Source organism: Microvirga terrae, assembly GCF_013307435.2.
GTDB lineage: Bacteria > Pseudomonadota > Alphaproteobacteria > Rhizobiales > Beijerinckiaceae > Microvirga > Microvirga terrae.
In genome coordinates this window covers 3,833,338-3,846,695 of sequence record NZ_CP102845.1, presented here as the reverse complement: position 1 = coordinate 3,846,695, position 13,358 = coordinate 3,833,338, and the positions used below count along the sequence as shown (strand labels likewise).

Genomic DNA, 13,358 nt, shown 5'->3' with positions numbered 1-13,358 from the left:
TGTTTGCTGCCAGAGGAGCCTACTATTGACCCCGAGCGCTTCATCATAACCGTCTTCTGCACCATCGACGATTTCTTCTGCCAGTCCTGCCCCAAGCTGCGCCAGCGCGGTCCTGCACCCACGCTGGCCGACAGCGAAGTTATGACCATCGAAGCGGTCGGCGAGTTCCTGCACATCGATACCGACCTAGAGCTCTATGCCTAATTCCGCCGCCACTTCGGCGACCTCTTCCCCGGTTTGCTCACCGTTCATCGAACGACCTTCGCCCGTCAGGCTGCCAACCTATGGGTGATCAAGTCCCGGCTGTGGCAGCACCTGGCCGCAACGGCTCGTCAGGACCCAGCCCTGGCGCTCCTCGATAGCCTGCCGGTACCGGTCTGCCACTTCGCGCGGGCGCACCGCTGTCGCAGCTTTCCGGGAATTGCCAGCTTCGGCCATGATGCTCTCGCCCATCGGACCTACTATGGCCTGCGGTTGCATCTGTGCGTCACGTGTCCGGGCGTTATCGCTGCCGCCACCCTAGCCCCCGCCGATGCGGCTGATCTTGCCCTTGCGCCTGAACTCCTGTCCGACCAGAGGGGATGGGCTCTGGCGGACGGCGCATACTGAAGCCCGCGCCTGCGGGAGGATCTGGCGACGCAGGGGCTTGCTCTGCTGGCGCCGCCTCAAGGGGCGGCGGCAAAGACGGGAGGCTGGCCGCACTGGCTCGTGCAGACACGACGCAGGATTGAAACGGTCCTGAGCCAGCTGAACGAGCGCTATCATGCCAAGCAGATGTGGGCACGGGACGTCTGGCACTTGACGGCCCGGTGGCTGCGCAAGCTCGTCAGCCACACGATGGCGCTACTGCTGTGTCAACGCAGTGGTATCTCGTCGCTTGCCTTCGCTAAGTTAATCGCAGCCTAAAACCCGCACACCGCGTTAGCTAGCTATCGAAGCAATAGGACTTCGAGTGGGTGTGCACCATCTCGCGGTTATGCTAACCCTATCTTAGGCCTCCGCACAGCTTGCATTTGCGAGTTTCTAATGCAACCACCTTAAAATCATAAGTCATAGCTGTGATCTTGCCTCGCGGTCTGATCGCTTCTAATAGCCAGAGCTCGATGACCAACAGGGCTGCGCATGCTCAGCTATGCCGTTCCACTGTCGTAACGCATTGCAATGCGAACGAAGCGGTTCAGAGGCGAAAGCGGTCCAGCTTATGCTTGGACATTGCGCTGCAACATGGTTTAACGCCCTTAGCAGATCCAACCTTTGACGCTATTAGCGCGGGACGTTCGATGAAACAGACTTAAGTTGTCGGCTATCGTTAATCGCTTAGAGAACAATGCAGGCCTGCGAGTTGGAATTTTGTTCTATAGTATCATATATGTTTGAGTTTAATGGGAGTCTCTGATGCGTGTTGCGATGATCGGAGCGGGCTATGTGGGGCTGGTGTCGGGCGCCTGCTTTGCTGATTTCGGGCACGAGGTCTGCTGCGTCGACAAGGAGCCGGCCAAGATCGAGGCGCTCAACCGGGGCGCGATCCCGATCTTCGAGCCGGGCCTGGACGATCTCGTGGCCAAGAACGTGCGCGAGGACCGCCTGACCTTCACCACCGATCTGGCGCAGGCCGTCAAGAGCGCACAGGCCGTGTTCATCGCGGTCGGCACCCCGTCCCGGCGCGGCGACGGCCATGCGGACCTGTCCTATGTCTACCAGGCCGCCCGCGACATCGCGGCCGCCATGGACGGCTACACCGTGGTGGTGACCAAATCGACCGTGCCGGTGGGCACCGGCGACGAGGTCGAGCGCATCATCCGCGAGACCCGGCCCGAGGCCGAGTTCGCCGTGGTGTCGAACCCGGAGTTCCTGCGCGAAGGTGCAGCGATCGCCGATTTCAAGCGCCCGGACCGCATCGTGGTGGGCACCGAGGACGAGCGCGCCAAGGACGTGATGACCGAGCTCTACCGCCCGCTCTACCTCAACCAGTCTCCCCTGCTCAGCATGTCCCGGCGCACGGCCGAGCTGACCAAGTATGCCGCCAACGCGTTCCTGGCCACCAAGATCACCTTCATCAACGAGATCGCCGATCTGTGCGAGCAGGTGGGCGCCAACGTGCAGGACGTGGCCCGCGGCATCGGCCTCGACAACCGGATCGGGGCGAAGTTCCTTCATGCCGGCCCGGGCTATGGCGGCTCGTGCTTTCCCAAGGACACGCTGGCCCTGATCAAGACCGCGCAGGACCACGAGGCGCCGATGCGCATCGTCGAGACGGTGGCGGCGGTCAACAGCCAGCGCAAGCGCGCCATGGGCCGCAAGGTGATCGCCGCCTGCGGCGGCTCGGTGCGCGGCAAGACCGTGGCGGTGCTCGGCCTGACCTTCAAGCCCAACACCGACGACATGCGCGATGCGCCCTCCATCGACGTGATCACGGCGCTGCAGGACGCCGGGGCCCGGGTGAAAGCCTATGATCCGGAAGGCATGGAGGCGGCCCGGTCGGTGCTGACCGACGTGGCCTATGCCCGGGATGCCTACGATTGCGCCCGCGGGGCCGACGCCCTGGTGCTGGTGACCGAATGGGACACGTTCCGGGCCCTGGACCTGTCGCGCCTGAAGGCGACGCTGGCCGCCCCGGTGGTGGTGGACCTGCGCAACGTCTACCGCCCCGAGGAGATGCGCCGCCACGGCTTCACCTATGTCAGCATCGGACAGCCACTTCCTCATATGTACGAAAGATCAGTCACTAGAGAGACAAATGTCTGATACTTCGGTGATCATCCCAACATACAACCGGGAAGCGTATATCGCGCAGGCGATCGAAGGTATTCTGCGGCAAACTGAACCCGTGCGTGAGATCCTTGTAATAGATGATGGATCCACAGACGCCACGCCTCAGATTGTTCAAAAGTACGGTGGAATTGTCCGCTATTGTAGGAAGGAGAACAGCGGAAAGGCAAGTTCATTGAACCTCGCTATCCCCATGACGGACGGCGCAAATATCTGGATTTTTGATGATGACGACATCGCTGCTCCAACAGCACATCGAGCGTTGCAAAACGCCCTGAACAGCGAAAGAGGTCACGGTTTTGCCTTTGGGAGGTACCTGCATTTTGATCGGAGCGATCAGAGTGGCATTCCTGTTGAAACTTTTCCCTTGCCATATCACGAGCGCTTGGAGTTCCAATCGATCTTTATTCAATTGATGGAGCGGTGCTTTGTGTTTCAACCAGGCATGCTCGTGAGGCGCGCAACCTATGATAAGATCGGTCCCTTTGATGAAGGTTTAGCGCGATCTCAAGACTATGAGATGCTTCTGCGGATTGCTCATCGGTTCTCAGGTGCAGAAACGAGCGATGTGGTCTTTTACCAGCGCCGTCATTCGGGGCAGCGCGGCCCGGCGACAGCCACATCGCGCTTTCAAGATCGTGAAAGTGTCTGGCAATCGTACGATCAAAGGTTCTTTAGAGAGTGGTATAAAACCTTGCCGCTTTCCGCATATAAGCCGTCGATGATATCAGCGGACGAGCGAACGGAAGCACATGAGATCACCTGCTTGTTCCAGCGCCTTGTCCTTATGGGGCGCAAGTCTCTCTGGAAGCTAGCTGTAAGCGACTTGGAGTATGCTCTTGAATTGTCACGGGAGATTAAGAAGTGTGAGCTTAGCTTAGAAGAGAGCCGGATCCTGCGGAAGCTCTTTATCGAGAGGCCGTTCTCTCATCTTCAGGAGAACACCTGTGGCATCTTGGAAATGTTGAAGGCAGAGCCTAATCGTTCGCTTGGACCAGAGATCCGGAAAAACCTCATATGGGCTTTTCCTTTCTATCTAAACCATTTCCTTAGGCAGGCTGACATCCGAAGCGCTGCAAAAACTGTCTACTCAGCAACAAATTTCGCAGGCTCTAGAGCGATCTTGAGTGTTGTAGGTGCAAGGGTGGGCAGAAAACCAGCGTGAGTCTTACCTCGGGTACCAGCCAGCTTGCTTCCGGGCGTTACCGCGCCGACATTGATGGATTGAGTGTGCTTGCCGTGTTGCCTATTGTCGCTTTCCACATCGGCACACGTTATCCAGCCGGCTGCATCGGTGTTGACATACTCTTCGTTATATCAGGCTATCTGATCGGGAGTATCGTTCTTAATCAGGTTCACCGTAATACCTATACGTTAGTAGACTTTTACGTTGGCGCTTCCAGCGCTCGAGACTGTGCTAATCGCAACAACTGTGGCACCATGGTTCGCGCTCTTGCCTAAAGACAGTCTCATGTACCATCGGCCAAAAGTTAGCGTTGTCATTGCTTTTTTGAATGGAGAGAATTTTATTGGCGAGGCAATCAATAGTGTCGAGGCTCAAACATTTTCTGATTGGGAACTCATTCTCGTCAACGACGGATCGACCGATGCCAGCACAGTGATTGCTCAGGACGCCGCTAAAAAGCCGAAAGTCCGCTATCTTGAGCACCCTGGCTGCGTGAACCTTGGCACTACAGTCTCACGCAATTTGGGTGCTCAGGAGGCTCGCGGTGAATACCTGCTCTATCTCGACCATGATGACATCCTGTATCCCCATTGCCTGGAGCGCCTTGTTGCGGCTCTTGATACGTCTCCCACCGCCGCCGCCGTATTTGCCACAACGGTTTTTTGGGCTTGGGACTGTAGTCTGGACCTCGAAGACTACACCCAGGTCTTCGATCCCTTGCCTAATGGGGTAACTGAAGGTCCCAGGTTCCTCGCACGCCTGATCCGATCCGAAGACATGCACCCCGCTGTTTGCAGCACCCTGCATCGCACAGAGGTCCTGAACCGGGTCTCGCGGAGTGGAGGTCTGCTCAGCGGGATGTACGATGACACATCGGTTCTGGCGAGAATTTTATGCCAGTATGACGTCTATCTGCTGAACGAGCCCGTCTCCGCCTACCGCATGCACCGCAACTCGATGTGCAATCAAGCGAAAGCCGAAGGTACCCACAGCGATCAGGCTTTCAGTGCCGATCGCCTGCGCTTTCTGAAGTGGTTGAGGCGCGGGGCACCCCTCACTTTCAGGACCCGCATGGTTCTAGAACGCGAATTGCTGCGTCAAGAACAACCATTCTGGTTTGTGGCTCTCAAGCACCTCATAGGACGCAGAACCCAGCGTCGACCGGTTTCATGATTGTGCAGGGCTTGGTCGGTGATTCCGACCGGCAGGTACGCAACACACACATCTGCCAGTTCATCTACAAACCCTCTTATTGTTGAGAGATCAAGTGAGTTCTGGAGGGCTGTTTGCGCTTCTACGCCGCCGTATCTAGCCGAGATATTCTCGCCGCATCTTCGGCGTCATGAGTCGGAGGCTGGTCAGATCAGAGAGGAATTGTCTTGGGTTCTTACGCAGGCGGTATCTCTGAAAGTAAGTCTTACGGATGGTAGCCGAACCGCTTGTGGCACCCGCGTAACCAATCCGGTACATTGCGCCATCAAAAGGGAGCGGCTCAAGAGGCTTTCCGGCAGCGGCCAAGTAGCGTTTGGTGAACTTATGACTCCCGAACCATTGTTTCAGATAGGTCTCGTCGCGTCCTGCAACGACGACGGAAGTCGGTAGCAATCCGTATTGATAATAAGGGAGGTGCCGCACAACTCGTCGAAACCACGAGCCATCCGGTACACAATTCGCGATCCATCGTAGACGAGGCCGCTGTTCAAATACCATCCGGGACGACTGGCATTCGCCGCTACGAAGGCAGCCAACCGGTTACTCACCAAGTCATCATAGTCCGTCACCATCGCGTGACCGGATGGCTTCATGGCTAGAATGCCTGCAAGAACCCGCCGTCTCTTATCAGCTCGGATCGCCTCATACCGTGGCTCCGGATCGTTGCCTGCGTCCGGCAAAGGACGATATTCCAAGTCAACGCAGCATACTTCTATCCCGGGACCAAGAACCGGCAGAGATGCACCCGCATTGCAGACAAAGACACATTGCCACGATGAACTGGTCTGTGACCGGATCGACCGCGCCGTTTCTACCATTAACTCCCTAACAGCACCCCAGTCAGGAACAGAACTCTGATGTCGGACTGGAACGATAAATGTAAGTGCGTATGACATCTCTCGAACTTCTGTTGTCTCTGACGATGGGCACCGCGAGGAGAGGTCTCGTCTATCTATATTTTCAAAGCAAATTCAACTCAAATCTCCAACTAATTCCATAGGAACATCAGGTAACTCGTTGAAGATACTTTGTACGTCGGCTTCGGTGTCGTTCTCCCACAGAAACCGGGCGGTCCCGGCGCTCTTGATGAACTCCTGATAGCCCAGACGCAGCTCAAAATCGAACCGCAGCAGCTGCTCGTACTGACTTTCGCTCAGCCACCTATGGAAAAAGAAGCTCCTCTCCGCAATTGCGGCAGGATTGCTCCAAAAATACTCCATTTTGGCAATGGGCATGTGGGGTACACTGAGTGTAGCTAGCGATGAGTGAACGCGTAAGACACCAGTGACGATTCCGCACATGCAAGCCTTTGATAAGCCCAAAAGCCATGCGAAAAACGATATCTACTACCTTCCCGTACTTCTTTCGCTAGCGGCCGCTGTACTAGCGATTCTCCATATCTTCTTTCAGAGGAAACTGGAGGGGGCTGCCGACAACGAACTCGTCGCCGAACTCGCCCGCTTATTCAACTTGGACCGTGAAGCCACGATCCCGACGTGGTTCAGCGCGCTTCTCTGGCAGTTGGCGGCCTTATTCGCTTTGGACTCGGCGAAGCTTGTAAAGCGCCACCCAGGCTTAGAGCCTTGGCGTTGGTATATGCTAGCTGCCCTGTGCCTGTTCCTTTCGCTCGATGAGGCAGCCTCGTTCCACGAGACCATTGGAGCCCTCATTGGCGATGCAGTCCTTAACAAGGTTGGTCTAAACGCGACCTTCTATTACCCGTGGGTTGTATTTGGCCTGCTGTTCTCGGCAATTGTGGGACTGATCTTCGTGCCGTTCCTCAAAGCCCTCCCCAGATCTGTGCTGATCTTTTTTGTTGCAGGGGCAATCGTGTTTATGAGCGGAGCGGTGGGTTGCGAGCTCATTGCCTCAGCCGTAGAGTCGGGCGCTATTGAATTCCCATTTGGCCTGAGCTGGCGGCGGCTCGTTGCGCTTGAGGAATTCCTAGAAATGCTTGGCATCAACCTCCTCATCCATGGGTTGCTACGCTTCCGAGCCCAAGGATGCGGATGAGCGATGGCTCAGAAGTGCCATGGAAGACTTTCCGCGAAGTCTCTCAAACGAATTGGTTAAAGGGGGCACAAATAGCGAATAGCATTGAGAACCTCACTCAGGTTTGCCCGGTGGTTGCATTCCCGCTGGGGAGGGTGAATTTGATCCGCTCCACTCCTCGTCCTTTAGGTCGATGGCACAGCGGTGCCACTCAAAAGTCTTCCTGAGCTCGAGGTGCTCTTCCGCCCGGATTCAGCTCATGTGGGCTGACGCTAACCCCAATCCGACCTATTGCGACTTTCCCAAACCCGCTCTTCGCTTAGTTGCCCTTAGAAGTTATGAACTTTCTGTCCGCCGCTTCGCCTTGGCGGGAAAGCGGTTGATGCCAACCCCTGAAGCATAGTGAATTTCGGCGATCCAATCATGGAAGGCTGCTATGCATTGAGCGGCAGCACCTTGGCAGTCAAAGCTTATGGCTCCGTTTCGAGCTGCGGCTCGCCTTCCCAAGTGGAGAGTTCTTCAGGCAGGGTGAGGGGTGTTTTCGGGCCAAGCTTGTTGTACTTGCTCCCAAGACACTCGTCGCACATGGACTTAATGGCTTTGGCGGCAGTTGCGCTGTGTCTCTTATCAAGCTTTTCCGCTCTTTCCCATGCTGGCGACTGCGCATAGCTTGACCCATTGGGCGCGACGGGAACGCTTCTTAACGTGCTATAGGACAAGGGTTCCGAGGGGCGAGCTTCCTGCGCCTGCGCAACGTCGCCTAAGCTCAGCACGGCCAACGTCAGCAGAAGAAAGAGTACGCTGCGGAAAAAGTACATCGCCTTTGGCCCTATGTTGTGGATGGATCCATCCTTATGAAGACAATCGGCTGGACAGATAGCAGTCGATAAGGAGCTGGTGCAGTCTTTCCAATGTGACTTAATAACGCATTTTGCACAAACACACAGGCTGCTTTTGCCCGAAGAGTCAAGGATCTAAAGCCAGCACCAGTGGAACCCTGTCAGGCATGCGTATTTCACACAAGGACATAGGGCAGGGATCGCTGCTGCTCGCGCCATGGCGATCATCCGTGGGCTCCGCTGACCATACGTGCTCCCAGCTTGGCTCCCTGACTGGCTTGTAGGTGCACAATTCTTGCGATATTGCACTTCAGTCAAGCCTGTCGGCCTAGCGCTGCAGCGGCGTCCGTATATACGATTTCCGACAGGCATCAGCGAAGTTCCTCCATCTCTTTCTAATGTTGATTTGCACTCTATGGCCCGATCAATGAAGCGTATCCGCAAAGCAGTCCTTCCCGTCGCCGGCCTCGGCACCCGGTTCCTGCCTGCCACCAAGGCCGTTCCCAAGGAGATGCTCTGCGTCGTCGACCGCCCCGTGGTGCAGCATGTGGTGGATGAGGCGCGCGCCGCCGGAATCGAGCACTTCATCTTCGTCACCGGCCGCAACAAGGCGGTGATCGAGGACCATTTCGACATCGCGTACGAGCTGAACCGGACCCTGGAGAGCCGCAACAAGACGAAGGAGCTCGAGATCCTGGCCAAGGACCAGCCCCGGGCCGGCCAGACGAGCTTCACCCGCCAGCAGGAGCCCCTCGGCCTCGGCCACGCGGTCTGGTGCGCCCGCGAGCTCGTGGGCGACGAGCCCTTTGCGGTGATCCTGCCCGACATGCTCAGCCGCGGCTCCATGGAACAGATGATCGCCGCCTACGACCGGCATGGCGGCAACATCATCGCCGTGGAGGAGGTGCAGGAGGACCAGACTCACCAGTACGGCATCGTGTCGGTCGGCCAGGAATTCGGCCAGACTTTCGAGATCACCGGCATGGTGGAGAAGCCCCCGAAGGGCACCGCCCCGTCCAACTACATCATCTCCGGCCGTTACATCCTGCAGCCCGGGATCTTCGACCTGCTCTCCACCCAGGAGCGCGGCGCCGGCAACGAAATCCAGCTCACGGATTCCATGATCCGCCTGATGAAGGATCAGCCGTTCTTCGGCATGAAGTACCAGGGCAAGACCTACGACACCGGCTCCAAGATCGGCTTCCTCATGGCCAACGTGGCCTATGCGATGGAGCGCGAGGAGCTGTCCGCCGAGTTCCGGCGGGAGCTCGAGGCGCTGCTGCGGCTGCGGTGAAGGCGAGGCCGAATTCGATAATCTGCGAGACTATCGGTTAAAGGCGAAACTGAATGAAATAGGCTGTAGCGATCCTAAAGCACTCCAGCCCCGGGGCCTGAGCACACAATGCGGAAACGCAGGCTCGCCTTTCCGAGTCAAAGGCTGCGCTACTCTTTATAGAGTGAAGCATCTGAATTGAGTCTAGAACCAGGTCCGCTTTTGGGGCAGATGCTATTACCCTCCAGGAATTTGCGGATACGCATCTACGGAAATGATAGCTGCTGGGTGACTCGAACGGCGAAGCCGAGCCTATACACCGATCTGATTGTCTGCAGTGCCAAGACCGCCAGCAGACCGGCCATAACATTTGCTGGGTGAGAACCCGCGCCAGAAATTCGGGCGAGGTTATGACTGGGTTTGTCGAGGTGCAATGCGACGGCCATGGTGATCGGCTAAACCTGCAAATGAGCGATGGGTCATGTCTCAGCTAAGTCCCACAACATGTCGCTTTCTGGCATTTGCCAGTTTAGTGTTAACCCTGTTTCCTGTTCCTTCGATCCTTGAGTTCGACCAGTCTTCCGAAAGCCGGATCCTACCAGCTTCGAAGGTCTGATTCTGCCGGTATAGCTCTAACAGTCTAGGCTATCTGGGCGAATTGTGGATGCAGCTGGATTGCCCCAAAAAGGAGCACATCGGCGCCCAATTACTGAGGTGCTGGCGGGGGCAGCAAAAGACGCAATCCAGCGGAGAACCGCAGTAAGGCGGTCGAGCCACCAGCGCCATTTGAGGCGCGCGGAGGTAACTGGAATGCCTGCTCTTGATTGAAGTCAGGGGCTGATAGTGGCGCAGTATTTCAACGCTTTTGGTGCGGTGATCGGGACAAACTCCAAGATCATTAAGTCTTTTTATGCATCCGCAAATCAGCAAGTCCTGAATGGAACTAGCAGCAACGACGCTCTCTGGGACGAGACCAAAGTTGGCGTAACCCTCGCCGGCGGCGCAGGAAATGACACTTACTACATCACATCAGGCACTAACAAGATCATAGAGCAGGCGAGCGGTGGTGATGACACCATTGTGACTTGGATGAGCTATAGCCTGCCGAAGGAGATTGAACACCTCGTTGTCAATGCAGATTTACGCTACGGCTACGGCAACGACCTCGATAACATTATCTCCGGAGATGCCGGACGGCAGACGCTCGACGGAGGTGCCGGTAATGATGTGCTGATTGGCGGCGGCGGCTCCGATACCTTCAGCATTTCCAAGGGCAATGGAAGCGATGTGATCGTTGACTTCCAGGGCGGCACAGGCGGCGACGTCGTCCGCCTGACAAATTACGGTTTCTCCACTCTGGCATCCGTCAGGAACGCGATGACGCAGATGGGAGCGGACGTGAAGTTGGCTCTGGGAAATGGTGAGATTCTGATTTTCCGCAATCAGACCGTCTCTCAGTTCACCAGCGATAACTTCGCACTTTCCATCGACACCAGCGGAATGCGGCTGTTGTTCTCAGACGAGTTCAACACCAACCTATCGCTGCTCAATGGTTCATCCGGAACTTGGAAGACGACTTACTATTGGGGAGACAGAACTCTCGGTGGTAATAAAGAGCAGCAGTTTTACGTCGATCCGACATACAAGAGCCTTGGTCTGAACCCGTTCTCGGTCGCGGACGGCGCGCTTACGATCACGGCCCAGAGGGCGTCCCCCGAGGTTCAGGCCCAAATCAGCAATCTGCCGTACACGTCAGGAGTGATCACCTCCGAACAATCGTTCTCCATGCAGTACGGCTACTTCGAGATGCGCGCCGAGCTGCCTGCCGGTCAAGGTCTGTGGCCCGCATTCTGGATGCTGCCGATCAATGGTGATTGGCCTCCCGAGCTCGACATCATGGAAGTGCTCGGAAACGATCCGACTATGCTCTACACGACCGTTCACACGAAGGAGACTGGATCGCACAAGTCTGTCGGCCTTGGCTCCGGCGTGGCGGACACATCGAGCGGCTATCATAGCTATGGCGTGAAGTGGACCGCAGAAAAGATTACCTGGTACTTTGATGGGGTAAAGGTGTTCGAATCCGCAACTCCCGCGGACCTGCATCAACCCATGTACATGATTGCCAACCTTGCCGTCGGCGGCTGGGCCGGCAGCCCAGGAGCGGACAGCATATTCCCTGCTGAGATGAAGATCGACTATATCCGCGCCTATCAGCTGCCCGTGGATCACTCCGTGGTCACAGAGGCTCCTGCGACTTGGGTGCCGCTTTCTCAACTGACCTTCGGCACAGTGGATGGTACCGGCGCTCCCGTCGTGTGGAGCTACTCAAATACCATGTCGGCGACGCAGCAGAAGATGAAACTGGGAAGCGATTGGAGCCGCATTGCGAGCGGCAATGCTCTTGATAACTGGATTGAGGGTGGGGTCGGGCAGTATCAGGAGTATGACGGGAACGGTGGCAATGACGTGCTGAAGGGCGGTGCCGGCACCGACGTGTTCAAGATCCAGAATGGCGATGGCAATGACACCATTCTCGATTTCAGCAATGTGCCGGGGAACCGTGACAAGGTGTATCTCGACGGCTTCCACTTCCGCCACTTCGAGGACGTTAAGCCCTTCCTTACCCAGGTCGGCGCGGATGTGTTCCTGCGGCTTGATGCCGATCAAGCGCTCAAGTTCGCCAACATCACCATCGACAAGCTTTCGGCGGAGCAATTCGCATTCTTTAACCCGGTATCGCTCGCCAATGGTCCGACATTGACTGCCACGCAGCCTGTCACCTCAACCCAGACCACTAACATCACGCAACCTGTCCCAAACCGGGTTGCAACGATCACGGGGGATTTCAGTCGCACGATCATCGAAGACTCTGCCGCGGTGTTGAAGGCCTCGGGTAAGCTCACGGTGTCTGATTTGGATCCGGGCGAAGCCGGTGTACAGTCAGGTACTCTGACGTCGGCACTTGGAACGTTCGTGATCACCGCCGACGGTAGCTGGTCGTACTCCGCCGACAACGCCTTGAGTTCGATTCAGTCTCTCAACAACGGCCAGCAACTGATCGACACCTTCGAGGTTCAGTCGATCGATGGTAGCGCCCACACGAGCATTGCGATCACAATCCAGGGTTTGAACGAAGCGCCACTTCAGCCGCTTCAGACGAAACCTACTCCGGCAATAAATGCTCACGTACTCAATTCGAAGGGTAAAGCACTTCCGTTCGGTGCTGCGCCGACCAAGAGCCTCTACGCCTCAGGTTCGGCCTTATCAGGCACCTCAAATGATGACGCCTTATGGGGTAAGAACGACGTGAAGACGGTCATGGCTGGGGGAGCTGGTGATGATCTCTACTATGTGAAGACACCGCAAAGCAAGGTGTCTGAGCATGCTGGGGGCGGCATCGATACCGTGTACACGTGGATGAGCTACACGCTATCCAGCAATGTCGAGAACCTCACTCTTATGGCAAAGGGAGTGGTCGGAACCGGAAACGCACTGGACAACATCATGATCGGTTCGTCTGGTTCGCAGACCTTCGACGGCCGGGGCGGCAACGACGTGCTGAAGGGCGGCTCCGGCCGGGATTTCTACAAGTTCCACAAGTCTTCCGGCCATGACCTGGTGCTTGACTTCCAGGATGCCAGGTCAGGAGATCAGGACATCATCATGGTGTCTAAAGGGTTGTTCGCGGACTTCAAGGCAGTGCGCAAGGCCAGCAGCGTGATCGATGCAGACAAGGACGGCCGGGTTGATGATGTCTTCATCAAGGGCCCAGCTCAATCGTTGGTGCTCCTCAACACGAAAATGGCTATGCTGGGCGCTGATGATTTCCGTTTCTTCTAAAGCGTTCGAAGAATAAGACGGCAGAATAGTCTCGGCGTCCATGTCAGAGGGGTAAGGCTCGTGCGTGCTCAAATACGGAATGCTGAGTGCGGTCATGCCTTGGTTCGGTCAGGAGCTGATTGCGTGAACGCGGATGGTCGACTGCTGATGTCTTATTCTCACCGCATAGATGTCGGGCGGTCTGGGTCGAAGGCAGGCTGTGGATCGAGCCGAGGATGAGGTTCCGAGCTCTTGTGGCCTTCCA

At 56.6% G+C, this 13,358-nt stretch carries 10 protein-coding genes; 8 read left to right on the top strand and 2 right to left on the bottom strand.

Going from position 1 to position 13,358, the window contains the following annotated elements; all coding sequences use genetic code 11:
- The first annotated feature begins 3 nt into the window (after window positions 1–3).
- The 5 genes from HPT29_RS18040 (at window position 4) to HPT29_RS18020 (ending at window position 5,128) form a co-directional block, all read left to right on the top strand.
- Window positions 4–204 carry a hypothetical protein gene (locus HPT29_RS18040; RefSeq protein ID WP_173947184.1) on the top strand — a complete coding sequence of 67 codons (201 nt, stop codon included), beginning with the start codon at window positions 4–6 and terminating at the stop codon, window positions 202–204.
- A gap of 84 nt (window positions 205–288) precedes the next feature.
- The gene (locus tag HPT29_RS18035) at window positions 289–609 is read left to right on the top strand and encodes a transposase (protein WP_173947185.1); all 321 of its coding nucleotides are present in this window, start codon (window positions 289–291) and stop codon (window positions 607–609) included.
- A gap of 786 nt (window positions 610–1,395) precedes the next feature.
- Window positions 1,396–2,745, top strand: coding sequence for a UDP-glucose dehydrogenase family protein (locus HPT29_RS18030; RefSeq protein ID WP_259060147.1), 1,350 nt, complete (start codon window positions 1,396–1,398; stop codon window positions 2,743–2,745).
- The gene (locus HPT29_RS18025; RefSeq protein WP_173945057.1) at window positions 2,738–3,934 is read left to right on the top strand and encodes a glycosyltransferase family 2 protein; all 1,197 of its coding nucleotides are present in this window, start codon (window positions 2,738–2,740) and stop codon (window positions 3,932–3,934) included. The genes HPT29_RS18030 and HPT29_RS18025 overlap by 8 nt, the downstream gene beginning before the upstream one ends.
- Window positions 3,935–4,240: 306 nt before the next feature.
- The gene (locus HPT29_RS18020) at window positions 4,241–5,128 is read left to right on the top strand and encodes a glycosyltransferase family 2 protein (protein ID WP_173945056.1); all 888 of its coding nucleotides are present in this window, start codon (window positions 4,241–4,243) and stop codon (window positions 5,126–5,128) included.
- A gap of 1,010 nt (window positions 5,129–6,138) precedes the next feature.
- Here the strand turns inward: HPT29_RS18020 and HPT29_RS18015 are convergent.
- Window positions 6,139–6,402 (bottom strand): hypothetical protein, encoded by a 264-nt coding sequence (locus HPT29_RS18015; protein ID WP_173945055.1) that lies wholly within the window; start codon window positions 6,400–6,402, stop codon window positions 6,139–6,141.
- A 64-nt stretch (window positions 6,403–6,466) separates the two neighbouring features.
- Here HPT29_RS18015 and HPT29_RS18010 point away from each other — a divergent pair, with 64 nt between their 5' ends.
- Window positions 6,467–7,180, top strand: a complete 714-nt coding sequence (locus tag HPT29_RS18010) for a DUF8692 domain-containing protein (protein ID WP_173945054.1) — start codon at window positions 6,467–6,469, stop codon at window positions 7,178–7,180.
- A gap of 449 nt (window positions 7,181–7,629) precedes the next feature.
- On the opposite strand, the gene HPT29_RS18005 is transcribed toward HPT29_RS18010, so the two are convergent.
- Window positions 7,630–7,977, bottom strand: coding sequence for a hypothetical protein (locus HPT29_RS18005; protein ID WP_173945053.1), 348 nt, complete (start codon window positions 7,975–7,977; stop codon window positions 7,630–7,632).
- 448 nt (window positions 7,978–8,425) lie between these two features.
- Between HPT29_RS18005 and HPT29_RS18000 the strand changes: the two genes are divergently transcribed.
- Both HPT29_RS18000 and HPT29_RS17995 read left to right on the top strand, forming a co-directional pair.
- Window positions 8,426–9,292 (top strand): UTP--glucose-1-phosphate uridylyltransferase, encoded by an 867-nt coding sequence (locus tag HPT29_RS18000; protein WP_259060146.1) that lies wholly within the window; start codon window positions 8,426–8,428, stop codon window positions 9,290–9,292.
- 822 nt (window positions 9,293–10,114) lie between these two features.
- A complete protein-coding gene (locus HPT29_RS17995) occupies window positions 10,115–13,114 on the top strand; it encodes a family 16 glycosylhydrolase (protein ID WP_173948573.1) in 3,000 nt (999 codons plus the stop codon).
- Window positions 13,115–13,358 lie beyond the last annotated feature (244 nt).

What these genes read in the sequence shown, in the direction of transcription:
- HPT29_RS18030 (WP_259060147.1), top strand. Translation starts at nt 1,396, where the DNA reads ATGCGTGTTGCGATGATCGGAGCGGGCTATGTGGGGCTGGTGTCGGGC.
- HPT29_RS18010 (WP_173945054.1), top strand. Translation starts at nt 6,467, where the DNA reads ATGCAAGCCTTTGATAAGCCCAAAAGCCATGCGAAAAACGATATCTAC.
- HPT29_RS18000 (WP_259060146.1), top strand. Translation starts at nt 8,426, where the DNA reads ATGAAGCGTATCCGCAAAGCAGTCCTTCCCGTCGCCGGCCTCGGCACC.
- HPT29_RS18020 (WP_173945056.1), top strand. Translation starts at nt 4,241, where the DNA reads ATGTACCATCGGCCAAAAGTTAGCGTTGTCATTGCTTTTTTGAATGGA.
- HPT29_RS18005 (WP_173945053.1), bottom strand. Translation starts at nt 7,977, where the DNA reads ATGTACTTTTTCCGCAGCGTACTCTTTCTTCTGCTGACGTTGGCCGTG.
- HPT29_RS18015 (WP_173945055.1), bottom strand. Translation starts at nt 6,402, where the DNA reads ATGCCCATTGCCAAAATGGAGTATTTTTGGAGCAATCCTGCCGCAATT.
- HPT29_RS18025 (WP_173945057.1), top strand. Translation starts at nt 2,738, where the DNA reads ATGTCTGATACTTCGGTGATCATCCCAACATACAACCGGGAAGCGTAT.